This is a genomic window from Pseudoalteromonas sp. M58 (assembly GCF_042604605.1).
In the GTDB taxonomy this organism is placed as follows: domain Bacteria; phylum Pseudomonadota; class Gammaproteobacteria; order Enterobacterales; family Alteromonadaceae; genus Pseudoalteromonas; species Pseudoalteromonas tetraodonis.
On record NZ_CP152390.1, the window covers coordinates 131,974 to 158,595 of the forward strand.

A 26,622-nucleotide genomic window follows, 5' to 3' on the forward strand; every position below is an offset into this window, starting at 1 on the left:
CTCGATTAAATCGACCTTACACCAAATTTGCTTGGTGACAATAGCGTTTTGGACCCACCTGACCCCATGCCGAACTCAGTAGTGAAACGAAACAGCGCCGATGATAGTGTAGCATTTGCTATGTGAAAGTAGGACATTACCAGGCTCCAAATAAGAGAAACCCGTTACAGCGATGTGACGGGTTTTTTGTTGTCTGCAGGAAAGTAAAAATATTAGCTATCAGCCGTCAGCTATCAGTTGCACAGTGTCAACCTGTACTTCGTAGCATGGGTTGAGTATTACGAAACTCATGGGTAAAAGAACGCACCGACTACCTCAGAGTCCAATTCATCCCATTAAAAAACATAAGTGTACCTTGTAGTGTGGCTCTCTACCGCGGTGGGCACTACGACATTACCAGGCTCCAAATAAGAGAAACCCGTTACAGCAATGTGACGGGTTTTTTTACGTCTGCAGGAAAGTGAAAATGCAGGTTCGAGGTGAAAGGTATTAGGTAAAAGTAAAAGAATCAGCGCCTAAAGCCTACCAACCGAACTTTTGTTAATAAGTGTTGTTTATAACAAATAATTAGCTTAGAACAGTCCATAGGCTTCGGTTTCATGCTCTTGTGTGTTGTTAGAAGCTTGAAGTTCTTTGGGTTTAAATATAGCGCTTGGATCAATAAGTACGCTGTGTTTATCGGCTAGCTTAATTAATCCATGCATCATATTTCTTGTTTGTGGATCAATATCAAAGCCTATTTCAGTCAACTTATCGAGAGGTTTTATATCTTCTTGTCTATATTCAATATTATCTTCTACTTTATCAACTAATAAGCCAACATGCGGGGTCATTCCATCTTTTGTTGTAAAAACAATAATCGGTTTATAGTCTAAGGTTATTTGCTCTTTGGCTGATTCAAATAAGCGCTCTAATTGAATCAGCTCATGGCGCTTTACAATTTCAAGCTGTATGAGGACTTGTTTACTATTTTTTTGTTTATGTACTTTAATAGCGTCTTCTACTTTTTGTAAAAGTGATTTAAACGGCTCATTAAAGCGTGACATCGTACTTTTTAATTCGTCGTTATCGGTTTTAAATTCCATATAAAATTGTTCAAAGTCAGCAAGCTCACATTGACTCGTATTTAACGAATTTTGCGAACTTAGTAACGCTTGTTCTAATTGATTAAACCACGTATTGAGTTGTTTTTGCCAAGATTTAAGTTGCTTTAACGCATCTCGGTTACTGTGCTCTGTAGACACGCCATTTAAAATTATTCCTAAGTCAAATACTGGGGTTGGGATCCCCATATAATCTTTAACGCCTAGGAAGCTCTTGTTATCGTTAGGCAGCACCGTGAGGTTATTATGAAATTGTTCCGTTAATAAGATATCAAGAATCTTAAGTGAAATGGTTTTATAACCCACTTTAAAATTAATTAAGTCCATGGCTTCCTCACATACTAAGTTTGTATACTAAGGATAGAACAATATTTGCAAGGTATTTATTTATTCACATAATAAGAGCGATAAACATTACGTTTATTGTTGTTTTCAGTATTTATGAATAACTTTTGGATAAGTGTATCGGTTACTAATAAAGAATTAAGCTCATTCATCAGGCAGGATTGCTGAAGGGGGAATTGACAGTTTTTCGCTGCTTTGCTAAATGCCATAGCGTTAATATAACCCTCAAAATGAAGACGACTCGGTTTTTTAATGTTGCTCGCTTGCATATCGGCTAAAAACTCAGTACAAAAATTATCGTTACAATTTAGTGGGTTTGGAACAATCTCCGTTACCATAATATGTGAGGGTGAGTTTACTTCATCAAATAAGTCAAAGCTGGGTACAAACGAAACGCTAGTATATTCAGGATTAAACCCTTGCTTTTGGGCGCTATTAATAAACTCAGAGAGTGGTTCATAAGTGCCGACTAAACAGATTGCCGTAACTCCGCTTAATTTTAAGGTATTAAGTGCCGACTCCACATCTTGGCTATTGCGTTTGTAGCGAGCAACTATTACCGGTGTAAGGTTATATTTAGCGAGTGCTTCTCTTAGTCCTGATTCTACATATAAGCCAAATTCGTCAGCCTGTATAAACAGCCCTATTTTAGTATGTTTATGCTCTTCAACGAGGTATTTGATTTGTTCTTGTGCTTCGTCGTTATAGCTTGCTCTTAAGTTAAATGCTTTAACTGACGGTTTTTCACGTAGAAAGCTCGCCCCGCTAAAAGGCATTAAGAACGGAATTTTTGATTGTTCTAGTAAAGGTATAATTGCATGGCTGGTTGGGGTACCCATGGCACCAAACAGGGCATCAACTTTATTTGTGTAAATAAACTCACGAGTATTATTAACTGTTTGTTTGGGTTCATAGTGATCGTCAGCCACTAAAAGTAGCACCTTAGCGCCATTAATGCCGCCAGCGTTATTAACTTTGTCAAAATAAACGCTGCTACCTTTATGTAACTGTTGGCCAATATTTTTAGCAGGGCCAGTCAGTGCAGTAGACATGCCCAGCTTAATTACTTTGTTGTTGGTTTGCTCGGCATGCGCGAAAGTTTGCCCAAGCACTAATGCTATAAGGACAATGTTAAGGTTTGCTATTATGTGAAATGCGCTCATACCAATTATTTACAGCCTTTTTAAATAATGTATTAAATGACTTTGTGCCATTCAAACCTAACTGACTTTGGATATTTTTCGGTGTCCAATTTTGTAATACTAGCCTAATAAAAACATATTGGAAATTATCGTCATCGGTTGGCAAGCTATACGGCAATGCCCAAAAACGTCGCCAGAGCAATGGTTTTATATTAAAAAGCTGGTAGTCACTTGTTAACATAGACTTTAATCTTAATTGCTCAGTGATACTGCCAGTATGAGTATTAAAATGAGAGACAATTTTCGCGACCAGTTGATAATCAAGCTGACTATAGTGATCGAGTAGTTGCAAAGGGAAATCGGCTTCAAACTGTGCTACTAATTGCTCTACTAGTTGGTCACTTTTAGTTAAGCTTTTAACAACTAATGCACTGTGCTCGCCCGTTGCCTTATCTTTTTGAAAACCGAGTTTAACTAAATCAAAGCCATTACTTTGCCAAAAACTGAGTAATTGCGCATTGCCACCAAAGCTGGCACCAAACCAATGACACTCGCTCTGCAATTGCTGTTCACAGTATTTAAGTAACTGTGTGCCTATTTTTTTGTTGTGATGCTGTGGATCAATGGCAATACGCACCACGCGGGCGCAGTGTTGTTTTAAAACATCAGCATTAAAACTCAATTGTGCTAACGTTTGTGCCATTAAGTGACCTTGAGGCCTGCGCTTTCCTTGTGCTATTTCATTGCTCATGGCGGCATTAAACCCACCTTCAATCGCAATTAAACAGACACCGAGAATATTATCACCTTGTTGGCAAACAAATACATGTTGTTTAGTGGCGTCTAGTAAGTGGCGTAAATCATTCACACTGGTTTGATAATGTGCCAGCGTTAGCAACCCAATCACTTGATAAAGTAGTGACTCGTTACTAGCAAGTTGATGTGCCTGTAATTGCTTAAATTGCAAAGGGGTAGAGTGTAAGGTGACGCTGTGATGTTCAGCATCTAAGGCTAATAACGTGCGAATGTGCAGCTCTAATGGATCCTGCTTTGCAAAGCGAATAGGCTGCTCAAGAGTCATACTGCGCATATTTTTAAAATGCGTTTTAATGTAGCGAGTAAACTTTAGAATATAGCCGCGACCATTGCCTTCATAGCCAACCATGGTGCTTGAAAATACCACGCGAGGATAAAGGTGGAGTAGTTTTATGAGCATTGGAACAGGGATTGCTGCTGCTTCATCAATTAATAGCAAGTCACACTCAGGCTGTTCGTTAAGTAGTTGATCAGGTGCAATATATTGCATGTTTGCAATGCATTTATTGCCTGCTTGATACTCCAAATTAAGTGCGTTTGCTAAATGTTTAAAGCTGCTGTGCAATGCGCGAAATTGCATAGAGCTGATGAGGATTTTTTTATCGCTGAGCTCGCTTGCGGCAATCCCTAATGCCGCTGATTTTCCCCGTCCTCGATCAGCATTAATCAATAATGGTCTATTTGCCCGTCCGTGCGCGGTTTTTTTTATTAATTCAACACATTGTTGTTGCTCGGTAAAATCTATTGTACCTGCTGATGAATCAATGTCGGCAAGAGTAACCCAGCCATCTTGTTGATTAAAATGTAATAAGGAGGCGTTGCTCAGTAAGTGCTTTAAGCGTTGATTAAAAAAGCTGTATTGATGCGCTTGTCCAAATGATTGAAATAATGGCAGCGCAGGATCGCACCAATGTTCAAGTGATTCGAGCGGTGGAAGTAATACAATTAAAAAGCCACCCGCTTGAACTACGCCAGCTAAGGCTGCTAGTTTATCTGGCACCAGTCCACTGTAGCCATCATAAACAGCATGGGCGCACTCTTGCCCTAAAATTTGATGGGTATGCTCTGGCCAATGTGCATTAACTAAATTTGTGTTTTTAGAAAGAACAAAAGAGGGTTGCTGTAATTGAGCAAGCAGCTGAGTGCATTGCTCATAACACCAATTTTTATCGCCTGTAAGCAACAGTAACTGACGATGTTTAGCATTCGTTAGCTGCTGTTGCAGATGCTCTATAACGCGGTTAAACGGCTTGTAGTCTTGCATAAGCTGTTACTAACCACTTACTACCTAAGTCGTCAAAGTTAACTTGTACTCGCGATTGTGCGCCACTGCCTTCGTAATTAAGCACCGTACCAATGCCAAATTTTGCATGTAGCACCCGTTGACCTAAATTAAACCCGCTTTCTTCAAAGGCGGCATGGCTAACCGATGCACTAAAGCGACCAGCTGCTGGCGGGCGAGAAACCTGGGTTTTAATGCGAATTTCTTCTACGCAGTCTTCGGGTATTTCACGTAAAAAACGCGATGGGCTGTGGTATTTTTCTTGACCATATAAACGGCGGCTTTCTGCGTGGCTTATATACAGTTTATCCATAGCACGGGTCATACCTACATAACAAAGGCGGCGTTCTTCTTCTAAACGGCCCGTTTCTTCATTACTTTGTTGTGATGGGAACATGCCCTCTTCAACACCGACCATAAATACCAGCGGAAACTCTAAGCCTTTAGCTGAGTGAAGCGTCATCATTTGTACCGCATCTTCATGTTCATCAGCTTGCCCTTCACCTGATTCAAGCGAGGTGTAGGCTAAAAAGCCTTGTAGTGGTGAACTGAATTCTTCCTCTTCAGGGAGTTCATATTGATCGCAGGCGCTAATTAATTCTTCTAAGTTTTCAACCCGAGCACGGCCTTTTTCACCTTTTTCAGCCTGATACATTGCCATTAACCCTGAGGTTTGAATGGCATATTTAGCCTGCTCGTGCAGCGTTAAGTCACTAATCTTATCTTCAATATGTTCAATTAACTCAACAAACTTGGCAACAGCTCCAGAAGCGCGACCCGATAAATGCTGTTGCTCTACAATGGCTTTAGCAGCATACCAAAGCGGCAAAGATTCAGCGCGAGCGCAGTCACGTATATGGCTTAATGTTTTATCGCCAATGCCGCGGGCGGGCGTATTAATAACTCGCTCAAATGCCGCATCATCTTGGCGGTTACCCACTAAGCGTAAGTATGAAAGAGCATCTTTAATTTCTTGCCGTTCGAAGAATCGCATACCGCCATAAATTCGGTATTTTAAACCTTCTTGTAGCATTGCTTCTTCAAGTACCCGCGATTGCGCATTACTACGATATAAAATAGCCGCATCTTGAAGTGCATTACCCGCATTAAGCCAGCTACGTAATTTGCTACTCACAAAGCGCGCTTCATCTAGCTCATTAAAAGCAGCATAAATAGAAATAGGTTCACCGTCGTTACCATCGGTCCATAAACTTTTACCCATTCGCTCGGAGTTATTTTGAATTAACGCGTTTGAGGCTTTAAGAATAGTGGCAGTCGAGCGATAGTTTTGCTCAAGGCGAATCGTCTCTGCATCAAAATCGGTTAAAAAGCGTTTAATGTTTTCTATTTTTGCGCCGCGCCAACCATAAATACTTTGGTCATCATCGCCTACAATCATGATGCTGCTGGTATCGCCCGCAAGTAGTTTTAACCACGCATACTGAATAGTATTGGTATCTTGAAACTCGTCTACAAGCATGTGCGCAAAGCGCTGCTGATAATGACGCAGCAAGGTTGGGTTATTTTTAAGAACCTCATAGCTACGTAGTAATATTTCTGCAAAATCAACTAGGCCCGCTCTATCACAAGCTTCTTGATAGGCCGCGTAAACACGCAGCATCATTTGCTCGTTAATATCGTATGCCTGAATATCTTTAGGGCGCAGAGCTTCATCTTTTTTAGCGCTTATGTACCAACCAAACTGCTTTGCCGGCCATTTTTTATCATCAATATTCATCGATTTTAATAAGCGCTTGATCATACGAAGCTGATCGTCAGAGTCTAAAATTTGAAAGGCTTCTGGTAAGTTTGCTTCACGGTGATGTGCACGCAAAATTCGGTGCGATAAACCATGGAAAGTACCAATCCACATGCCGCCTACAGGGGCTTTTAATGTTTCTTCAACCCGTGAGCGCATTTCTTTAGCGGCTTTATTAGTAAAGGTTACCGCAAAAATACTATAGGCAGAGGCTTGCTCTACTTGCATTAACCAGGCAATACGATGAACCAATACTCGAGTTTTACCTGAACCTGCTCCTGCTAATACCAGCATGTTTTGTAATGGCGCTGCAACGGCATCGCGTTGTTTATCATTTAAGCCATCGAGTAATTCTGAAACGTCCATCGTTACGCCTTTTTAATCAATAATGAGAGCAGTATAACAGGTGTTTTTGTTAGGCTAAATAAAATACTGTTTTTATAAACAGCTATTTATAAAATACGTATTTAAGTTGTTGAATAGTTAACAGTATAAACTGAGCAAGTAACTAAAATAGCTATTCAAAATTGCTAATTTGACTTATTTTTGGCAAAAAATACTAAACTGATAAATTCGTAATAATTTAACTGTATGATTTGTAAGCCTTAATAAATTGGCATAAAGTGTGTAAGTATAAATAATAAGTACAAATACAAAATTAATTAAACTACAGAGGTTAGTATGTCTCAACAAGGTTCTGGCGGAAATGTAATCGCCGCTCTATGTAATATTTTTTTCCCAGGTTTAGGGCAGTTGGTTCAGGGTCGTATTTTAGCGGCGCTGGTGTTTGCCATTTTGGTTTTTGGCGGCTACGCGTTATGGTTTTTAGTTGTTCCAGCCATTGTTGGAGCCGTATTCCATTTATGGGCAATTATTGATGCTGCCCGCTATCGCTCAGGCGGTTAGCTATAGTTAGCTATAGTGAGCATACTTTAATAGCGCCTTATGGCGCTATTTTTGTATCTGGCTTTCATTATTCATAGCTGATTAGGTTATAATCTGTTGTATTAGCAGTACTGGAATAAAGTTATGGAATACCAATTCATTCGCGATCCTATTAGTGGGTTAAGAATTAAAATTAGCAGCGAGCACGCGATTATAGGCCGCTGGTTAAATGAAGAAATAGGCAAAGATAAAGTGGCGATGGTGCAGGCACTTATTAGCTCGGTGAGTTCAAGCTTTGAGCCGGTAACACTTAAAGGCCAAGAAATTGACCTAATTCTTTCTAAAGATGAAGCGTTATTTGAAGCACATGCGCTGCATCAAGATAACGAAGATATATTAGCCTACCAAGATGACGAACTCATGCTGGAAGAGAATGATTTAAGCAGTGGTTGTGGTTTTGAAGACTTTGTTGATCTGATCAACTCGTGGCATGAGTTTTCGGCTGGTCGTTAAGTTATATTATCTGTATTATTACCCTAATTATAAATCCAACAGTGGAACCAATATGTCTGCGAATTTAAACAAACTAGTTGTTATGCTAGAAATGCAAAATGCCATGAATACCAAAGTACATGAGCAATGGTTTAGTCAAGGCTTTGAATGGTATAGAGCTATTTGGGTTGAATGTGCAGAAATGCTGGATCATTACGGTTGGAAATGGTGGAAAAAACAAACGCCAGATACTGAACAAGTAATTTTAGAGCTGGTTGATATTTTTCATTTTGGTTTATCGCTACGTATCGACGGTGAGACCAGCTACGAGCAAATAGCAACACAGCTACAAACTCAAATGAGCGCCCCACAGCAAGGTGATGATTTTAAACAAACGCTTGAATTATTAGCAGCCAGTGCGGTTGCCAATAAAACCTTTAACGCGGCTGCTTTTGCCGGTTGTATGGCACAAATCGGTATGGATATTGATGATTTATATCGTGGCTATGTGGGTAAAAATACGCTGAACTTCTTCCGTCAGGATCATGGTTACAAAGAGGGTAGCTACATTAAAGTGTGGCATGGCAAAGAAGATAACGAACACTTAGTTGAAGTAGTTAAAAGCCTTGATACTGAGCATGTAGATTTTGCAAAACAGGTATATCAAGGCTTAGTAGCGCGTTACCCTCAGGGCGAATAAGCCAGGGTCTGTTGACCTTTGCGGATTACAATTTGTTCAAATTAGGGGCGGTTTAATCGCGACGCGAGGTTTGTAACCTAGTGGGCTAAGTAAAAACCGAGCAACAAAGAGTAAATCGCCCCTAGGCAGAACCCTTCGGGCAGCGCCTGTTTGGCATTGATGCTGCGTTATCGCCTATTTATGGGGAATAACCACACCACATAGGCTCTGCCTTGCCTAAATACCAAACAGACTGCTGCAAATTTAACCTTGAAAGATCAACAGACCCTAAATAAGCTTACGGTAATCGGTGACACTTAAGTAATCGGTTATATCGTTATGTGGTTGCTGGCTATTCGGGTTAGCAACCGCAAGTAAATGCTCAATGCCGTATTCTCGTGCGGCATTTAATACCGGTAAGCTGTCATCTACAAATAATGTGCGGCGTTTATCAAACCCTAAATCCCCTTGAACCTTGTGCCATAAACTTTGTTGCTCTTTACTTACCCCATATTCATGCGTTGACACCACCCCGTCTAAGTAGTTATCAATGGCGGTATGTTCAAATTTAAGCATTACGCATTCTGGATGAGCATTGGTAAGTAAAATGAGTTCTTTACCTGCACGTCGAAGTTCAGTTAAAAAATGCGGAACGTCTTCACGAATTTTGATTAAGTGAGCAGACTGGCGCTTTAGTTCGAGAATAGGTAAGTTTAGCTGTGCTTCCCAATAGTCAGAGCAGTACCACTGAATTTTGCCACTCACAGCCTGATAGCGTTTTAAGATATCTGCGCGGGCTGCCTCAAAACTGATATTTTGAGCCAGAGCATGTTGTTGTGGAACAACATTGAGCCAAAAGTCAGTGTCGTAATGTAAATCAAGTAAAGTCCCGTCCATGTCGAGTAATACAGTATCGATTTTTGACCAATTGAGCATGATATATCCTTGTGGAAATTGAGGCGTTAAATGACTACGTTGCGATGAAATGCTTGCAAGCGAAATATAATGGGCTCTGTTAATTGAACTTTAAAAACATATACCCAATGATGAAATATTAAGGGCGAATTCAATAACGCCAGATAAATATTTAACCTTAACTACGGGTAAGATATTTTATGATTAATTCTGCATTTAAATTGCTTTTAATTCAAACTGAAACTCGCATCTTATACTCATTTGGGTATATGATTAGTATAACTGCAATGATAGCAAATTGATGCCCATGACACAGAAAAAGCACCCAACACCACCACAAATTCTCAGTAATAATGTTGTCGCTAAAAGTCGCTTATTTACTGTGGAGTCTTTAGAACTAAAATTTTCAAATGACGAAGAGCGTCAGTATGAACGAATTCGCGGCGGTGGCCGTGGAGCCGTTATGATTGTACCCATCACAGCTGAAAACGAACTACTACTCGTTCGAGAGTATTGCGCCGGCACCAATGATTATCAGTTAGGTTTCCCTAAAGGATTAATTGACCCCGGTGAAACACCTGAGCAAGCGGCAAACCGAGAGCTCAAAGAAGAAATTGGCTTTGGTGCTGAATACTTTGAAGCACTTAAAACGGTCACTATGGCGCCTAGTTATTTCAATGCCACTATGCATATTCTCTTTGCTAAAGATTTATACCCTGAAACCCTATTAGGTGATGAGCCAGAGCCATTAGTGCTTGTTAAATGGCCACTTGCGCAGTGGCAGTCGCTATTAGAACAACCTGACTTTACTGAAGCACGTAGTGTTGCCGCTCTGCTATTATTAGATAAGTACTTAGCCTCAGGAGCGACTAATGGATAAATTACTTGAACCATGCATAACACTTGCCCAAAGTGCAGGTGATGCAATTATGGCTATTTATAAAAAAGATGATATTGGTCAACAAGAAAAATCAGACAATACGCCAGTTACTAAAGCAGATTTAGCCGCAAACGATGTACTTGTTGCTGGCTTAAAAGCGCTAGCTCCCGATATTCCTATTATGTCCGAAGAGACGCCGATCCCAGCATTGGAAGACAGGCAGCACTGGCAACGCTATTGGCTGCTTGATCCGATGGATGGCACCGGTGAATTTATATTAGAAAGCGGCGACTTTGCCGTTAATATTGCGCTGATAGAAAATAATCATCCTGTATTGGGAGTGATTCATTGGCCAGCAAAAGGCGTGACCTATTTTGCTACCGCTAATAATGGGGCGTTTAAGCGTAAAGGCGAGCATGATAAACAAATATTTGTAGCGCCTCCCGAAAGTTTAACTTTGGCTGTAAGTCGCCGCCAAAAAATAGAAGCCGTGAGTCAGTATTTAAATGCGCAATTTGCAACGGTGGCTTTAGGCTCATGTTCGCTTAAAGCTTGTATTGTTGCTGAAGGTAAAGCTGACTGCTTTTTAAGAATTGGTCCCACTGGTGAATGGGACACTGGCGCATCACAAGTAATAGTTGAAGAGGCGGGGGGGTGTATTACCGATGCTGAGTTTAACCCTCTGACCTATAACCAAAGGGAAAGCACAGAAAACCCAGACTTTATTGTTATGGGTCATCCCGATTGGGAGTGGCAAAAAATGATAAACCCACATCAGCGATTAGTGTAATAATAGCCGTTTGATGGGTTTTTGTTCACTTAAACGTTTTTAATTAGTAAAACCTTGCATTATAGGTTTATTCCTATATTATAGCGCTCTCTTCGAAACAGGCTTGTGAATAACACGATACTGTTACAAAGAAATTACAGGCGCGGGATGGAGCAGCCTGGTAGCTCGTCGGGCTCATAACCCGAAGGTCGTCGGTTCAAATCCGGCTCCCGCAACCAATTTCCTTTAGAGGTTTTAGGTTACTGTAAACTCTAACTTAAGAGATTAAATTAAGTAGTCGATAGACTTAAAATATACAGGCGCGGGATGGAGCAGCCTGGTAGCTCGTCGGGCTCATAACCCGAAGGTCGTCGGTTCAAATCCGGCTCCCGCAACCAATTTTTCATTGGAAGCCAAGTTGTAATGTAAGCAACTATAAATAAATCTGCAATTTCAGGCGCGGGATGGAGCAGTCTGGTAGCTCGTCGGGCTCATAACCCGAAGGTCGTTGGTTCAAATCCGGCTCCCGCAACCACTGAAATAACATGTTTTATTAAATCGACACGCCTAAAGCGTGTTTTTTTATGCCTAAAATTCAGTGCGTCTAAAAGCGCGTCGGACTCAGCTCTCCATTAGCCAGCAAAGGTCGTTGGTTCAAATCCGGCTCCCGCAACCACTGAAATAACATGTTTTATTAAATCGACACGCCTAAAGCGTGTTTTTTTATGCCTAAAATTCAGTGCGTCTAAAAGCGCGTCGGACTCAGCTCTCCATTAGCCAGCAAAGGTCGTTGGTTCAAATCCGGCTCCCGCAACCACTGAAATAACATGTTTTATTAAATCGACACGCTAAAGCGTGTTTTTTTATGCCTAAAATTCAGTGCGTCTAAAAGCGCGTCGGACTCAGCTCTCCATTAGCCAGCAAAGGTTGTTGGTTCAAATCCGGCTCCCGCAACCACTGAAATAACATGTTTTTATTAAATCGACACGCTAAAGCGTGTTTTTTTATGCTTAAAATTCAGTGAAATGGGTAGCTCGTCGGTCTCAGCTCTTCATTAGCCAGCAAAGGTCGTCGGTTCAAATCCGGCTCCCGCAACCACTGAAATAAACAGTTATAGTAAAGCAACACGCCTAAAGCGTGTTTTTTTATGCCTAAAATTCATATTCCCTCACGCTATTTTTAACATGTATTTCTGCTGTTCTTTTCTAATTTTACTTTTTGAAAGTGTTATTGCTGAATATTTAGTATGCTATGCGTTAAACTCTTTAAAACTTTTTGTAATCAAAATTATGACTGAACTCTATCACTGGTTTGATTTAATTGGCGTAGCGGTATTTGCTATATCGGGCACCTTGGTTGCCTATGAAAAGAAAATGGATGGCTTTGGTGTGGTTGTGCTTGCAACCGTTACGGCTATTGGTGGCGGTACTGTTCGCGATGTGATACTCGATCAACCCGTATTTTGGTTACACGATCAAAGCTACTTCTATGCTATTTTAGCCGCAGTGCTTGTTACAACACGACTGATCAATAAACAAAAATCGATTCCTTATTATGTTTTACAAACAGCCGATGCATTTGGTTTAGCCTTTTTTGCGGTAATGGGAGCACAAAAAGCGCAATTGGCCGGTATGCCTGATATGACGGTTATTATTATGGCGGTGATCACCCCCTGTTTTGGTGGATTGATTCGCGATGTGCTTGCTCGCGATATTCCTATGCTCCTCAAAGGTGAGCTCTATGCTATTACCTGTATTGCTGGTGGTATTGTGTATACCTTAGCTATAAACCTATCTTTAACGGTGGAAGTGGCGATGATCTTGAGTATGTTAATGACCTTATTGCTGCGCTTTTCGGCCATTAAATGGAAGATTATATTACATGTTTTTAAATATCCTGACTAAACTGGTTTAATACAGCAGTTAACTAGGATAAGGAATGTCGTTAGCCCGTATATTTTCTCGCGCACAAGTAGGAATTAATGCCCCCGAGGTTATGGTTGAAGTGCATTTAGGGAATGGTTTACCTGCATTTCATATTGTCGGCTTACCCGAAGCATCGGTTAAAGAGGCCAAGGATAGAGTACGCAGCGCCCTTGAAAACTCTCAATTTGGATTTCCCGATCAACGTATCACCGTTAATTTAGCACCTGCCGATTTACCAAAAGACGGCGGGCGGTTTGACCTTGCGATTGCGGTAGGCATTTTGGTCGCATCGGGGCAAATAGTCTGCCCTGATATTCATAAGTATGAGTTTTATGGTGAGCTTGCACTTAATGGTGAAATACGTGCAGTGAATGCTATTTTACCCTCAGTGCTCGGGGCTAAAGAGCAAAACCGTTGCTGTTTTCTTCCTCTTGAAAACGATAGTTTGGCCAGCCTTGTCAGCGGTGTAAAACGAAAAGCGGTAAGCTCTATACAAGAGGTGTGGGGAGACTTACTCAACCAACAACCTTTACCATTGAATATTACCTACCCTGACTGTACCCAAGCGCCAGACTTTTTACTCGATTTAAGTGATGTAAAAGGCCAACCCGGTGCTAAACGAGTACTAGAAATTGCTGCCGCAGGTGGACATAACCTACTATTTTTAGGGCCACCAGGAACCGGCAAATCAATGCTTGCGCAACGAATGTCTACAATAATGCCAACTATGTCAGATGATGAAGCCATTGATACCGCTGCTTTGTATTCCATTATTGGCCACTCAATCGATTTAACCAACTGGCGTCAGCGACCATTTCGAAATCCTCATCACACTTGCTCTGCAGTTGCGCTGGTAGGCGGTTCGTCTAACCCTAAACCCGGTGAAATATCGTTAGCGCACAATGGCGTATTATTTTTAGATGAGCTGCCTGAATTTGAGCGCAAAGTACTGGACTCGTTACGAGAACCAATGGAAACCGGAACCGTGACGATTTCGCGTGCGGCAAGACAAATGGAATTTCCGGCACAGTTTCAGCTTATTGCAGCACTTAATCCCAGCCCGACAGGGTGCCATCATGATAAACGGGCGACCCCTGATCAAGTGATGCGTTATTTATCGCGGGTATCGGGACCGTTTATCGATAGAATTGATTTGCAAATTGAGCTCCCTAGACTAAGCAGCGTGGAGCTACAAAGTACGACTGCAGAAGAAACCAGTGCTGAAGTGAGAGCGCGAGTAGAAGCGGCTTATGCAATACAATTAAAACGCCAAGGTAAAGTGAATGCGCGGCTAAATAACAAAGAAATGAGCTTATACTGCGAGTTACCCGCTGCGGAGCTACAGTTTTTAGCTAGAGCCAGTGAAAAGCTGGCGTTATCGCCGCGCTCTTATCATAGAGTGATAAAAGTAGCGCGTACCATTAGTGATTTAAAAGGCGCGCCACAAATTAGTTTAAATGAGCTTAAAGAAGCGCTTAATTATCGGGCATTTGAGCGTTTATTATCGCAGTTAACCCAATACTAAATAGATAGCATATAGCCTTTACCACGCACGGTGACGATGCGTTTTTGATCTTTCTCATCGTTAAGCTTTTTACGTAAACGACCCACTAACACGTCTACGGTACGATCGTTGGGGCTCCAATCAGGCTGGCCAATTTCTTCTGATATTTTTTCACGTGAAGTGGCTTTACCGGCATTGCCGATTAAACAAATAAGCACTTTATGCTCTGCTTCGGTGAGCCGTGATTCAATCCCACTGGCTGTAATGAGTGTGCGGTTATCTGGATGGAGTTTAAAATCAGCGTATTCGATAAACTCTTCACTGTCATCGTCGTGTTGATTGTTTGCAATACGTTTGTATAAAGCGCGCATTCTCAACTCAAGCTCGAGTAAATCGACAGGCTTGCAAATATAGTCATCGGCACCTTGAGCAAGACCAGCAATACGATCAGCTTGTGAGTCACGGCTCGATAACAAAATAACACCAATATCGGTGAGCGTATTTAACTCTTTGGCAAGTTGTAAACCATTGCGCTTTGGCAGCACAATATCAATAATTGCCAAGGAAATAGCACTGCGCAGATTTACACGGCTTTTGACCATGCTTAAAGCATCGGCACCCGTTGCGTCAACGTCAATAGAGAACTCGGTATTTATAAAATGATTTTGGATGCGCTTTACTAGCAGCTCGTCATCTTCAACCAATAAAACATTAATTGCCATAGTCTGTTATTTTTTTAATAGTAGCCTTGCATGTTAGCATTATTCGTTACATGCATAACACAGAGTTTAATTTTTTTCGGTAACTTTATATTACAAAAAAGAATAATGAAATTACCTTTGTATTGCGCACTTTTTATAAATTATTTTAAGTGCGCATTTAAATGACTACTGGCCGTACATTGAATCCCACCATTGTGGTTCATTTTTTAACTTTTTATCAAAGTAAGCCAACATAGTGTTCCACCAATTAAAGCGCTTATCGCGAGCAAATACTTGATGATCGGCTCCTTTGTACTCAATCATTTCAACATCTTTATTTAGCAGTTTTAGCGCGGTGTACATAGTTAAGCTTTCACCTACTGGCACATTCGTATCGCTGTCACCATGAATAAGCAGTAATGGCGTGGTCACTTTATCGGCATGAAACACTGGGCTATGTTGGCTATAAAGTTCAGAGTTATTCCACGGGAAACTATTTTTAGAGGCTTCGCCTGAGTATAAATATCCCCACCATCCTTCACCCCAGTAAGAAGTTAAGTTTGAAATTCCCGCATGAGCAATAGACGCGCTGAACATATCGGTTTTAGTAGCAAGCAGCATCGTCATAAACCCACCGTAAGATGCCCCTAAATTACCGACTTTACTTCTGTCTACAAAATCATATTTAGCTAAAAATGCCTCTGTGCCTTGCATAATGTCATCGGCGGTATAATCGCCCCACGCATTGACATGTTGCGCTGAAAAAGTTTGTCCAAAGCCCGTTGCACCAGTTGGCTGTACCACATAAACCACATAGCCGTTTGCTGCCCATAAATTAAAAGGGTAACGCCCTGTAAATCCACGAGTCACAGGTGAGGTGCCACCATAGTAATAAACCAGAGCTGGGTGCTTTTTAGTTTTATCAATATTACTTGGCAGATAAACACGACCAGATATTTCTACGCCACGCTTATTGGTAAAGCTAAATTCTTCAAGCTTAGGAATCGTGGTATTGGCATATGCAATCGGGTTTGAATCCCAGATTAACTCCACCTTATTTTTGCTTACGTCAAAGCGCTTGAGTTGTTGGGCGCTTGAAGCATTACTGCCAGAGAGCAGTAGCTGGGTATTGCGAGTATTTGAAAAACTAAACTGTTCTACAATATCAAACCCTGTATCTAACTTTTTAAAGCGTTGTTTACTCAGATCATATAAATACAGTGGTTGGGTGTCTTTTTCTGTCACTTTGATTAACGCATCGCCATTGCTTAGTACTTCCAATGTGCCAATCGCAGGGTCAAATTGTTTACTTAACGCCGTTACTTTTTTAGCGTTATCGGTTAGTAAATACAGCTGGCCATCATAATTATTCGCCAGCATGGTTTGCGGTAGTACTCTGCCTGCGCCATTTTTAAAATCAGGGCCTGCAACAACATAAATATTGTTTGCGGTATATTTCGCTTGATTAAAGGTTTTAAACTTACCTAACGATTTTATGCTGTTGGATTTTAATGTAAGTTCAACCAGCTCAGTCTCTGGATGGGTTGAGGCTTGCATGGCCATTACTGGACGACTTATTAATAGTTTTCCACGGTTGCTATTAGCATCTTCAAGTTGATGGCTTAATACGCCTTCGGTCAGGGCTTTGGTTAAACCACTGTGGGTATCGAGTAAATATAATTGGCTAACCGTACGGGCGTAAGACCAACGGTCTTGCAAGCCTTTATGATGTTTAGTGAGGCTATTGGTTTCTTCAGGTGATTTGGACCAGCTAAAAAGAATACTATTATCGTTGTAATAGCTAAAGTTGCTTGCCCCCTCAAGGCCTGAGGCTAAGGTTTTTATAGCGAAAGTTTTACGGTTTAACTGCTTTAATTCGCCGTTGAGTAAATAGACTAAAAATTGATTATCAGGACTCCAAGTGAATTGGCTAGGCTGCGCTTCTTCAAATCGGTATACCGTTTGGTTATTAGTATTTTTAAGCTCGGTTGTGGTAATGGCGTCGTTGCCTGTTTTATCGCTGTAACGCTTTGTTGTACTTAAGTAATGCTTAGCATCAGGTGACAAAGACAAGCCGCTAATAGTTGGGGCGTCAAACAATTGCTTAGCCGATAAGCGCTTGGTCTTATTTGTCGTTAGGGTCACGGCGTCAGTTTCTGCTTTTGGCACAAACTCTAAGGTGACATCATTCCAATTAGCAACCTGTTGAGCAATGACAATAACGGTGTGTGAGCCGTTATTTAAAGCAAGCTGATAGCGTTGGTTTTCACCACTTTGTTTCTCACCGTTAATAAAAACCTGGCCTTGCTCTATTCCTTTAATGTTTAAGGAGCCTTGAGTAAATCGGTTAGTTTCAATATTAAATTTAAGTGCTTGTAAACCGCCTAAAGTAAGCGCGTTAATTTTATCAAGTGGTTGCCACTTGTGCTTTTTACCAAACACAACAAAGCTTTCTTTATTTGATTCAAGTTGTGCAAGCAGATTATTGATAATCACGTCGCCATGCGGTGTTTGAAATGGCTTTGCTTGCATGTCTTCTGCAAGAGGCCCGATAAACTGAATTTTTGATTGATCGAGTGGGGCAGCTAATGCCGTTAAACTCAAACTACTTAATGTGAGTAGGGCTGCCAAGTGAGTAAAACGTTTTGCGTAACGATGCCAAGGTGCGCTTAAATTCATTACTATGCCTATTATTATTGGAGATTTGGCCAAATATAGCATGTATTGTTATGATGCTCATATATCCAATTTAGAGGAAAAAAAGTGACACTATTAATCGTTTACATGGTTACAGCGATTGTGATTTCGTTTCTATGTTCTGTCATGGAAGCGGTGCTATTGAGCATTTCACCTAGTTATGTTGCGCTGCTTCGTAAAGAGCGGCCAGTACTGGCTAAGCAACTAGAGAAGCTAAAAAGTAATATCGATCAGCCATTAGCGGCTATTTTAACACTTAATACTGTTGCACATACTGCTGGTGCTGCGGGCGTGGGCGCACAGGCTGCCGTGGTGTTTTCAGATGCGGCTGTGGGGATTGCGTCTGCGATTATGACTTTATTGGTACTGGTGTTATCTGAAATTATTCCTAAAACGCTGGGGGCTAATTATTGGCGTGCTTTAACGCCTAGTGTGACTTATGGTTTACGTATTTTGGTACTAGTCCTTAAGCCTTTTGTTTGGGCAGCACAAAAGCTAACTAATTTGATGGGTCAAAAGCATAATGAGGCCTATTATATTCGCCAAGAAATAGAAGCAATGGCCGACATTGGTAGTGAGTCTGGGGCGCTTCATGCTGATGAATCAGAAATCATTCGTAACTTGCTGCACTTTAGGCATGCAAAACTAACCGATTTAATGACACCGCGCACGGTCATTTTTAAAATCCATAAAGACCTTACCGTTAATCAATACTTGAGTGAACACGGTTCGTCGTCATTCTCTCGAGTGCTAATTTATGACAAAGACGCTGACGATATCATAGGCTTTGTACATAAAAACGATATTATGTTGGCATACCACCGCTTAGGTACAGACTACAAAATTAGTAAGCTGGTTAAGCCTATTTATACGGTACCGAGTACGCAAAACGTGTCGTCGTTATTACAAACATTACTCACCCAACGTACCCACATTTGCTTAGTGATTGACGAATACGGTGATGTACAAGGAATTGTAACGCTCGAGGATATGATAGAAGCGTTAATGGGCTTAGAAATTGTGGATGAGCGAGATCAATCAACCAATATGCGCGCCGTAGCAAAGCAGCGTTGGCACCAGCGTTTAGCTGATAGTGAGCATATCGTCAGCGCCGACGATAATGAATCTCGTTAGCTGTTTTTTGTTTTAGCAGCTGTTTTTATCCAGTGTTGGGCCCACGAGATAAATTCAGCTTTTGCTTTTGGGCAACTAAATAAAAAGCCCTGTATAGCTAAATTTGTTTGATAATGCTTGAGGTAGGCCAGCTCTTCGGGGCGCTCAACCCCTTCGGCCACTAATTCAAGTTGCTCTTGGGTTGTCATATTAATTAGTGAGCTGACTACCACTTGAGAAAACTTATCGGTTTCTATGTGGCTAATAAAAGAGCGATCTATTTTTACTTCTGTAAATGGCAGCTGTTTCAGTTGGTTAATATTAGTAAAACCAGTGCCAAAGTCATCGAGTGAAATACCAAAGCCGAATATTCTTAATCTATTTAAGGTTTCGAGTTGAGTGTAGCTTGAAAGGGCATGCTGCTCGGTTATTTCAAGCACCACATCACTAGGTAAAACATCATGTTTTTGTAGAAGCTGTAATAACTTATTGGGGCTGTTTAAATCATCTAACTGACACGGCGATAAGTTAAATGACAATTTCAAGTTTGTACCTAGCTGCTCTTTTAGCTGCTTGATGTCACCACAGGCTTTTTCAAATAGCGTAAACGTAATGTCATTGATTAAATCGCATTGCTCAGCCAGGCTGATAAAACGGCTTGGTAAAATAACTCGTTCGTCTTTACTTGATACAATGCGAGCCAGCACTTCAACACTTTGTATTTGATTGGTGTTTATATTTATTTTAGGTTGATAGTAAGGTGTTATTTCATTATTTTTTAATGCGTTAATTAGTTTTTCTTTAGTGATTGGGCGCTCTTTTACAAGTGTGTGGCTGTTTAACTGAGCGATTTTGGTAAGTAACGTATTTACCTGATTGAGTTGCACAGGCTTAGATAGGTTGCCAATTAAATGCACATTGTGCTGTTTAGCGAGGTCAGCGGCTAGGCTGATTATTTTCGGGCCCATTTCAGAAATAATAACAATTGCACCACAATAGCCTATTTCACCTAAGTTACGGATCAGCTCCATGCCATCCATTTCTGGCATATTTAGATCGGTAAATATGGCATCAAAATAGTTTATATCAGCTTTTACTTTTTCAAGTGCTTTAACAGGGTTTAAACAGGTGGTTGTGGATTGCGACATTTCGAGTTCATTAAAAATAGCTTTCATGACAATCAAAATGGCTTTTGAGTCATCGACAACGAGTATGTTTGGTAATTTTGTGTGCATTGTTGTCCTTAACTTAACGGTCGTAATTTATATCCTTCTGTTTTAAAAATAGTCGCTTGAATTGTTTTTGTCAGTATTTATTGCTGTTTTAAATTTTAAATATCAGCAAAATCCAATCGACAAATTATTCTATCTTGCTCGTGTTTTTTAGATGGGTAGATATACTAGCGCCATAATTTATAATGGTTATAATACCAAGCCGCAATAATACTTAATCATTTTGAGGGGGCAAATCAGACGCGAGCTGCGTTAAAAAATTCTCCATTAGAGCAACTAAATAACGAAGTTTTTGCCTTGCTATCGACAGGATTTTTCTGCCTCAAAATAGTACCCCTAATTAAGCGAACTGATATAACAATGATAAAAATCGATCTGAATCTAGCCGAACAACCGTTTACGCTTATGCTAGATAAGCAACAAATTGTAAAAATATTTCATGATCAGCAAGCGATTGCATTTGAAAATCCACGTGAAAACTATGTTGAGTTTATGCTTGATGAGCAGCTAATTGGTATTGATAGCAGTGACGTTAACCAACAGAGTATTGCGCTATTTGTAGATAATCAGTTTGCCACTCAGTTAGCTTTGCCTGTGGCGGCGCAAGGCGAATCTAAAAAAGGCTTTTTGGGGCTTGCGGCGCTAGGTTTTAAGTTATTTAAAAGTGCTAAGGTGGTTAAAGTGGCCCTAGCGAGCGCATCGGTGGCCGGTTATGCTTGGCTGTTTACCATTGAATTTGCGTTAATGCTGATTGCTTGCCTGGTGGTACACGAATATGGCCACGTACGAGCTATGAAGTATTTTGGGATAAAAACCAAAGGCATTTATTTAATTCCTTTTGTAGGCGGGTTAGCCGTTAGCGACGATAAAATAACTACGCGCTGGCAAGATGTGGTGATCTCACTAATGGGCCCTGCCTTTGGTTTGTTTACCTCAGTGCTAGGCGTGGTGCTTTTTTACGCCACAGAAATGGAAATATTTGCAGGCGTTGCGGTACTTAGTGCACTGCTTAACTTATTCAATTTACTGCCTATTTTACCACTTGATGGCGGACATGTTTTAAAGAGTATTAGCTTTTCAATGCGATCGTGGGTGGGGCTGAGTGTATGTTTATTGGGAGTGTTATTTGGCTTATGGCTAAGTTACACCTTTGGTTTAATGTTATTAGTGTTCTTTTTGTTTGTTGGGGCGCTGGAAATTGTGTTTGAATGGCGCGGCCGTCATTATTCGCATTTATTGCCATTAGATAAATATGGCCAAGGCTTTTCAGCGGTCATGTATGCGCTGGTGGTTGCAGGCCATGTAGCAGTGATGATGCATTTTGCTGACTCTGACAATCCAATACTGAGTTTGCCAATGAAAATTTTATCGAGCTAACGACAAAAAACAGCATGGAAAGTTTAAAAAATGTGCACTGTGCTGTTTTTTTTGTTCGGTTGTTGCTGTTTTTAAAGGTTTTTGTATGTTTGTTGTTGTTTTTTTGTAACTGAAGATGTAGTGTTCCGATATCAGGGTTGTTCAGGGATTGTTCAGGGATGTTATTTAGAAAGGAAGCTATCGCTCAGCAAAGTGAGCGTTTAACGGGGGCGATTACCCTCATACAACCTCTATCAATAAAATTAACTGTGCTTATTTTGGCCTGTGTGGCTGTCACAGTTATTACCTTTTTATTCACTGCAGAATACTCACGCAAAGAAACCGTGCGCGGTTTTTTAATGCCTAATAAAGGGGTTATCCAAAGCTTTGCTAATCAAGGTGGTATGATTGAGCAGCTATTTGTACAAGAGGGTGATGCCGTTAATAAAGGTCAGCCGTTGGCGACCATCATTGTGCAGCAAAATAACAGCCAAGGCATAGCCTTGAGTACCCAGCTAGTTGAACAGCTAAGTATGCAAATACAACTACTTAATGACGAAATTACACAAAACCACACCCTACAAAAGCAAGAGTCACTTAACTTGCAGGCACAAAAACGTGCACTAACTAATGAGCAAGCTGCATTACAAAGCCAACTTAAACTTACTGATGAAAAACTAGCGCTACTTAACCGCCAACAAAGTAACCTTAACCAGCTTAATAAAAATGGCTTTTTATCAAATATTGAGCGTGAGCAACAACAGCAAGCCCTGTTGGATGCTAAGCAAGAAAAACAAAACCTAGCACGCTTGCTGATGCAGCAAGAAAACCAGTTAAGCCAACTAAGCTTTAATATTGCCAACGTGCCCCAGCAATACACGTTGCGTATAAATAGTCTTAAACGCCAACAAGCGGATGTTCAAAACCAACTTACGCAAATTAAAAGTAACTATCAATACACCGTCACCGCAAGTAATAGCGGTACAGTCACGGGTATTCAAGTGGTGGAAGGTGAAACACTCACCCAAGCCAAACCGCTACTGCATATTATTCCCGAAGGTTCAGAATTAGTGGCTGAATTACTATTACCTACACGTTCAGCAGGTTTTATTGCGCTTGGTAACGATACGCGTTTGCGATTTGATGCCTTTCCTTATCAACGCTTTGGTTTTATTAACAGCAAAATTAGCCGGATTGATAAGGCGCTCATTACCCCAAACGAAATACGCTTGCCTATCGCACTGCAAGAGCCAGTATACCGCTTGCGAGCAACACTTAGCCAGCAACAAATGCAGGCTTATGGTAAAGCATTTGAGCTAAAAAGCGGCATGTTGTTTGAGGCAGATATTATGCTAGAGCAGCGCACATTAATTGAATGGTTACTCGAGCCGCTGTATAGCCTAAAAGGACGAGTAAGTTAATTGTAGCAATAAAGGAAAATTTAAAAGTTTTGGTGGTTTGCTAAATGCAAACAACCGAAAAAGACGGCCAGCTTTAGTTAACTTTAGCGAGCAGCTAAAGCCAGCCTATTAACCGCTCACCTAATTGTAAGGTTGAGCATATTAACAACCCGATGACTTAACTAAAAAGCATCGGATTTATGGAGTATAACAAAATGCGTGAATTAAACGTAAAAGAAATTCAAGAAGTAAATGGTGGAGGAAGATCTCTAGGTGCAACAGGTTTGATTGGTGGAGCTGGAGCTTGGGGGGCCGCTTTTGTTACGACTAGCGCATTAGCTGGTGCTATGTTTATGACCGGCGGGTTGGTTCTAGTTGCAGCTGGTGCTGCATATTATGCGAGTCAGAAATAATGAAAGAATTAAACGAATTAGAATGTAAAGTCGTTACAGGTGGGGCATTAAATGCAGATAATACGATTGGCTTAGGGCTTGGTATTGTTGGCGTTGCGGGCTCGATCGCTGGCGCCGCGGCAGGAGCATTTTTCTTTCCTGTAATCGCTGCTGCTGCAGGTGGTTGGTATATTGGCTCTTCACTTTATTCAATGGCGACAGAGTAAGTAATTAAGGTCCAATCTTTGGTTGGGCCTTAAATCAATAAGGGGTAGGAATGAAATCAATTGCATTAATAACATTTGTTTTGAGTGTGTTCTTCATTTTCATTAAAAATTCAAGTGATAACTATCTGATATTTATATTTACTTGTATATTCTTAGCATTAGAAAAGCAGATTGAAAAGAATAAAAGTATTAGTACTATTGTTTTTATTATCTTATGTGTGTTTTTAGCTAATTTAATGTATCAAATAGTGAAGTTGTTTCTATTATAGCTTAGCTGCTCAATTCGTGATTTAACTTAGGATAGTGTTTTGGATTTAAACTTTAGCCTGAAAAATAGCATACCCCTTATCCTTCAATCCGAAATAGCTGAATGCGGCCTAGCTTCTGTGGCAATGGTGGCAAGCTATCACGGTCATAGGCTGGATATGCCGGCTATGCGTAAGCGCTTTTCGGCGAATCTAAAGGGTATGAACTTACAGCAGCTGATTGAGCTGGGTGATAATTTAGGGCTAGCCAGTCGTGCGCTGCAATGCCCAATCGAAGAAGTCCATAAACTGCAAACACCGTGTATATTGCACTGGGATATGAATCACTTTGTGGTGCTGACCAAAGTCTCTGGTAAAGGGCCTTCAGCTAAATTTGCTATTAACGACCCTGCTGTGGGTAAGCGTAGTTTAAGCTCGGAAGAGTTTAGTAAACACTTTACCGGCATTTGTTTAGAGCTCACGCCAACCAGCAAGTTTGAAGCTAAACAAGAACAAGCAAGAATGAAGTTTACCCAGCTTTGGAGCACCATGAAGGGCTTAAAAGCAGGGTTGCTAAAACTGATTGCATTGTCATTAGTATTACAACTATTCGCCTTAATGACCCCGTATTATATGCAGTGGGTTGTGGATGAAGTACTAATTAGTTTTGACGAATCGTTATTAACGGTACTGGCTATGGGCTTTGCGCTGATAGCGATTATTTCAGTGGTGACTAATGCGGTGCGGAGTTGGCTGATTTTGCGGCTTTCGAGTTTGCTCAATATGCAAATGGGGGTGAACTTGCTCAGGCACTTATTGCGACTACCAATGAATTATTTTGAGTCGCGCCATGTTGGCGATATTGTCTCGCGCTTTGGCTCATTAGCACAAATACGAGAACGCATTACTACTGGGTTTGTCGAAACACTGGTCGATGGCGTGATGGCTATTACCGTCCTTATTATGATGCTTATCTATTCGCTAAAACTCACTGCGGTAGTTGTTGGCGCAATTGTGCTTTATACCTTAGTGCGTTTAGCGCTTTACAGGCCACTGCACCAAGCCACCGAAGAAATGATTCAACATTCTGCCAAAGAGCAATCGAACTTTTTAGAAAATATTCGCGGTATGCAAACTATAAAGCTGTTTGGCAATGAATCGCAGCGCCAAGGCATTTGGCAAAACCGCTATGCCGAAGTAATAAACAGCGAAATTCGTTTAGGGCGATTAAATATTAGCTTTGATTCATTCAATAAACTGTTATTTGGCCTTGAGAATGTATTGGTGATTTACTTTGCTGCACTAATGGTAATGAGTAATAGCTTGTCAGTGGGTATGGTACTGGCGTTTATTGCCTACAAAAACCAGCTAACTAGCCGTTTTGCTAATTTAATTGAGCAAATTATTCAATTTAAAATGATGCGCTTACACTTAGACCGTATTGCTGATATAGCCCTGACCAAGCAAGAGGCTAATCGTGACGGTGAAATGGCCTATACAGGTGATGACGAAGGTAAAGTAACAGGCCAGCTGACGCTTGACAATATTTGCTTTAGTTACAGTGAAGAGCAAGCGCCTATTCTAAATAATGTTAACTTAACGCTCAATGCCGGCGACTCGATTGCGATTACAGGCCCATCAGGTGCGGGTAAAACCACTTTGATGAAAATTATGCTCGGGTTACTACAACCTACCTCAGGCAAAGTGTTGCTTGATGGTAAAGATATTACCCAGCTAGGCCTAAAAAACTACCGTAAACAAATAGCCGCGGTGATGCAAGATGACACACTATTAGCTGGCTCAATCGCCGATAACATCAGCTTTTTTGACCCACAACCTAATTATTTAAAAATAGAGCAATGTGCCCGAAATGCCGCTATTCATGATGATATTACTCGCATGACCATGGGTTACAATTCGTTAGTAGGTGATATGGGCTCAAACTTATCGGGTGGGCAGGTACAGCGGTTATTACTTGCCCGTGCGTTATATCAGTCGCCCTGCGTGTTGTTTATGGACGAAGCAACAAGCCATTTAGATAAAGATAACGAGGCTAAAATAAGCGAGCAAATTCAGCACTTACCCATTACACGCATTATGATTGCCCACCGCCAAGAAACTATTAATATGGCAGATAAAGTATTTGAACTTAAAGGTGGAGAGCTGGTGAATATGCAACAGCAAACAGTAAGTGCGTAATGTTGGGCAGTAAAAATAACTTTAAAAATTTTGGTGGTTTGCCAAATGCAAACAACAAAAAACGGCCAGCTTTAGTTAACTTTAGCGAGCAGCTAAAGCCAGCCTATTAACCGCTCACCTAATTGAAGGGGAGCATATTAACAACCCGATGACTTAGCTAAAAAGCATCGGATATATGGAGTATAACAAAGTGCGTGAATTAAACGTGAATGAATTTCAAGAAGTGAATGGTGGATGTGCAGAAAATTGTTGGGGAGATTTTTCTTCAAAATATTTATCTTCGGCAATGTCTGCTGGTGGTATGTTGGGCGTTAAAGGGGCACTTGTTGCTGGTGCTGTATACATAGCTGCAGTAGCTTGGTTTGATTTGAAGTAATGAGATGTAAAGTACTTTTAATTCAGGTAATTGCAACTTTTTTTATATGGTCTTCTCTTAACTTATTATATGAAAATTATATTCACTTTACAGATGAAGTATATAAATTTGCTTATTATATGCTCATAGTCTTAGTTGTTATTTACTTCAATAGAAAGTTGCGAGCATATCTTTTGAAAGATAAAAAG

General features: G+C 40.8%; 22 protein-coding genes, 3 tRNA genes and 1 rRNA gene. 18 read left to right on the forward strand and 8 right to left on the reverse strand.

Annotated elements, in window-relative coordinates; genetic code table 11:
• Nucleotides 1-30: 30 nt before the first annotated feature.
• A 5S ribosomal RNA gene (gene rrf / locus AAGD16_RS00630) occupies nucleotides 31-145 on the forward strand.
• Between the two features lie 427 nt (nucleotides 146-572).
• Here the strand turns inward: rrf and AAGD16_RS00635 are convergent.
• Genes AAGD16_RS00635 through uvrD form a run of 4 tightly spaced genes read right to left on the reverse strand, consistent with a single transcriptional unit; the run spans nucleotide 573 to nucleotide 6,813 of the window.
• Nucleotides 573-1,430: a chemotaxis protein gene (locus AAGD16_RS00635; RefSeq protein ID WP_377113008.1), complete on the reverse strand. Its 858-nt coding sequence runs from the start codon at nucleotides 1,428-1,430 to the stop codon at nucleotides 573-575.
• 56 nt (nucleotides 1,431-1,486) lie between these two features.
• On the reverse strand, nucleotides 1,487-2,611 hold the full coding sequence (locus AAGD16_RS00640; RefSeq protein WP_377113011.1) for an ABC transporter substrate-binding protein: 1,125 nt from the start codon (nucleotides 2,609-2,611) through the stop codon (nucleotides 1,487-1,489).
• The gene (locus tag AAGD16_RS00645; protein WP_036955614.1) at nucleotides 2,580-4,670 is read right to left on the reverse strand and encodes a GNAT family N-acetyltransferase; all 2,091 of its coding nucleotides are present in this window, start codon (nucleotides 4,668-4,670) and stop codon (nucleotides 2,580-2,582) included. The genes AAGD16_RS00640 and AAGD16_RS00645 overlap by 32 nt, the downstream gene beginning before the upstream one ends.
• Nucleotides 4,648-6,813 carry a DNA helicase II gene (gene uvrD / locus AAGD16_RS00650; RefSeq protein WP_008108265.1) on the reverse strand — a complete coding sequence of 722 codons (2,166 nt, stop codon included), beginning with the start codon at nucleotides 6,811-6,813 and terminating at the stop codon, nucleotides 4,648-4,650. Before uvrD ends, AAGD16_RS00645 begins: the two co-directional genes overlap by 23 nt.
• 315 nt (nucleotides 6,814-7,128) lie before the next feature.
• Between uvrD and AAGD16_RS00655 the strand changes: the two genes are divergently transcribed.
• From AAGD16_RS00655 to AAGD16_RS00665, 3 genes are all read left to right on the forward strand, one after another.
• Nucleotides 7,129-7,353 carry a hypothetical protein gene (locus AAGD16_RS00655; protein ID WP_036955616.1) on the forward strand — a complete coding sequence of 75 codons (225 nt, stop codon included), beginning with the start codon at nucleotides 7,129-7,131 and terminating at the stop codon, nucleotides 7,351-7,353.
• Nucleotides 7,354-7,476: 123 nt separating this feature from the next.
• Nucleotides 7,477-7,845, forward strand: a complete 369-nt coding sequence (locus AAGD16_RS00660; protein WP_013463756.1) for a YacL family protein — start codon at nucleotides 7,477-7,479, stop codon at nucleotides 7,843-7,845.
• Nucleotides 7,846-7,897: 52 nt separating this feature from the next.
• The gene (locus AAGD16_RS00665; RefSeq protein WP_024601290.1) at nucleotides 7,898-8,524 is read left to right on the forward strand and encodes a dUTP diphosphatase; all 627 of its coding nucleotides are present in this window, start codon (nucleotides 7,898-7,900) and stop codon (nucleotides 8,522-8,524) included.
• A gap of 267 nt (nucleotides 8,525-8,791) precedes the next feature.
• Here AAGD16_RS00665 and yrfG read toward each other — a convergent pair whose 3' ends face one another.
• The gene (gene yrfG / locus AAGD16_RS00670) at nucleotides 8,792-9,439 is read right to left on the reverse strand and encodes a GMP/IMP nucleotidase (RefSeq protein WP_024601289.1); all 648 of its coding nucleotides are present in this window, start codon (nucleotides 9,437-9,439) and stop codon (nucleotides 8,792-8,794) included.
• A 286-nt stretch (nucleotides 9,440-9,725) separates the two neighbouring features.
• Here yrfG and nudE point away from each other — a divergent pair, with 286 nt between their 5' ends.
• The 7 genes from nudE (at nucleotide 9,726) to AAGD16_RS00705 (ending at nucleotide 14,517) form a co-directional block, all read left to right on the forward strand.
• Nucleotides 9,726-10,298 (forward strand): ADP compounds hydrolase NudE, encoded by a 573-nt coding sequence (gene nudE / locus AAGD16_RS00675; RefSeq protein WP_024601288.1) that lies wholly within the window; start codon nucleotides 9,726-9,728, stop codon nucleotides 10,296-10,298.
• A complete protein-coding gene (gene cysQ / locus AAGD16_RS00680) occupies nucleotides 10,291-11,088 on the forward strand; it encodes a 3'(2'),5'-bisphosphate nucleotidase CysQ (protein ID WP_028835908.1) in 798 nt (265 codons plus the stop codon). The genes nudE and cysQ overlap by 8 nt, the downstream gene beginning before the upstream one ends.
• 141 nt (nucleotides 11,089-11,229) lie before the next feature.
• Nucleotides 11,230-11,306, forward strand: a tRNA-Met gene (locus tag AAGD16_RS00685).
• An 82-nt stretch (nucleotides 11,307-11,388) separates the two neighbouring features.
• A tRNA-Met gene (locus AAGD16_RS00690) sits at nucleotides 11,389-11,465 on the forward strand.
• 60 nt (nucleotides 11,466-11,525) lie between these two features.
• Nucleotides 11,526-11,602, forward strand: a tRNA-Met gene (locus AAGD16_RS00695).
• 754 nt (nucleotides 11,603-12,356) lie between these two features.
• On the forward strand, nucleotides 12,357-12,971 hold the full coding sequence (locus tag AAGD16_RS00700; protein WP_024601286.1) for a trimeric intracellular cation channel family protein: 615 nt from the start codon (nucleotides 12,357-12,359) through the stop codon (nucleotides 12,969-12,971).
• Between the two features lie 34 nt (nucleotides 12,972-13,005).
• A complete protein-coding gene (locus AAGD16_RS00705) occupies nucleotides 13,006-14,517 on the forward strand; it encodes a YifB family Mg chelatase-like AAA ATPase (protein WP_036980878.1) in 1,512 nt (503 codons plus the stop codon).
• On the opposite strand, the gene AAGD16_RS00710 is transcribed toward AAGD16_RS00705, so the two are convergent.
• The gene (locus AAGD16_RS00710; RefSeq protein ID WP_377113020.1) at nucleotides 14,514-15,218 is read right to left on the reverse strand and encodes a response regulator transcription factor; all 705 of its coding nucleotides are present in this window, start codon (nucleotides 15,216-15,218) and stop codon (nucleotides 14,514-14,516) included. The two genes, AAGD16_RS00705 and AAGD16_RS00710, sit on opposite strands and share 4 nt — an antisense overlap.
• Before the next feature lie 165 nt (nucleotides 15,219-15,383).
• Nucleotides 15,384-17,876: a prolyl oligopeptidase family serine peptidase gene (locus AAGD16_RS00715; protein WP_377113023.1), complete on the reverse strand. Its 2,493-nt coding sequence runs from the start codon at nucleotides 17,874-17,876 to the stop codon at nucleotides 15,384-15,386.
• Nucleotides 17,877-17,960: 84 nt separating this feature from the next.
• Here AAGD16_RS00715 and AAGD16_RS00720 point away from each other — a divergent pair, with 84 nt between their 5' ends.
• Nucleotides 17,961-19,028 (forward strand): hemolysin family protein, encoded by a 1,068-nt coding sequence (locus AAGD16_RS00720; protein WP_028835911.1) that lies wholly within the window; start codon nucleotides 17,961-17,963, stop codon nucleotides 19,026-19,028.
• On the opposite strand, the gene AAGD16_RS00725 is transcribed toward AAGD16_RS00720, so the two are convergent.
• Complete coding sequence (locus tag AAGD16_RS00725; protein ID WP_036955658.1) at nucleotides 19,025-20,242, reverse strand: EAL domain-containing protein; 1,218 nt, start codon at nucleotides 20,240-20,242, stop codon at nucleotides 19,025-19,027. The two genes, AAGD16_RS00720 and AAGD16_RS00725, sit on opposite strands and share 4 nt — an antisense overlap.
• 357 nt (nucleotides 20,243-20,599) lie before the next feature.
• On the opposite strand from AAGD16_RS00725, the gene AAGD16_RS00730 reads away from it, so the two are divergent.
• The 6 genes from AAGD16_RS00730 (at nucleotide 20,600) to AAGD16_RS00755 (ending at nucleotide 26,434) form a co-directional block, all read left to right on the forward strand.
• Nucleotides 20,600-21,616, forward strand: coding sequence for a metalloprotease (locus tag AAGD16_RS00730; protein WP_013463767.1), 1,017 nt, complete (start codon nucleotides 20,600-20,602; stop codon nucleotides 21,614-21,616).
• A 158-nt stretch (nucleotides 21,617-21,774) separates the two neighbouring features.
• Nucleotides 21,775-23,016, forward strand: coding sequence for an HlyD family efflux transporter periplasmic adaptor subunit (locus AAGD16_RS00735; protein ID WP_016900067.1), 1,242 nt, complete (start codon nucleotides 21,775-21,777; stop codon nucleotides 23,014-23,016).
• A 194-nt stretch (nucleotides 23,017-23,210) separates the two neighbouring features.
• Nucleotides 23,211-23,408, forward strand: a complete 198-nt coding sequence (locus tag AAGD16_RS00740; protein ID WP_013463768.1) for a hypothetical protein — start codon at nucleotides 23,211-23,213, stop codon at nucleotides 23,406-23,408.
• On the forward strand, nucleotides 23,408-23,614 hold the full coding sequence (locus tag AAGD16_RS00745) for a hypothetical protein (protein WP_013463769.1): 207 nt from the start codon (nucleotides 23,408-23,410) through the stop codon (nucleotides 23,612-23,614). Before AAGD16_RS00740 ends, AAGD16_RS00745 begins: the two co-directional genes overlap by 1 nt.
• A gap of 308 nt (nucleotides 23,615-23,922) precedes the next feature.
• Complete coding sequence (locus AAGD16_RS00750) at nucleotides 23,923-26,058, forward strand: peptidase domain-containing ABC transporter (RefSeq protein WP_081875104.1); 2,136 nt, start codon at nucleotides 23,923-23,925, stop codon at nucleotides 26,056-26,058.
• A gap of 175 nt (nucleotides 26,059-26,233) precedes the next feature.
• Nucleotides 26,234-26,434 (forward strand): hypothetical protein, encoded by a 201-nt coding sequence (locus tag AAGD16_RS00755; RefSeq protein WP_036955663.1) that lies wholly within the window; start codon nucleotides 26,234-26,236, stop codon nucleotides 26,432-26,434.
• The last annotated feature ends 188 nt before the right edge of the window (nucleotides 26,435-26,622 follow it).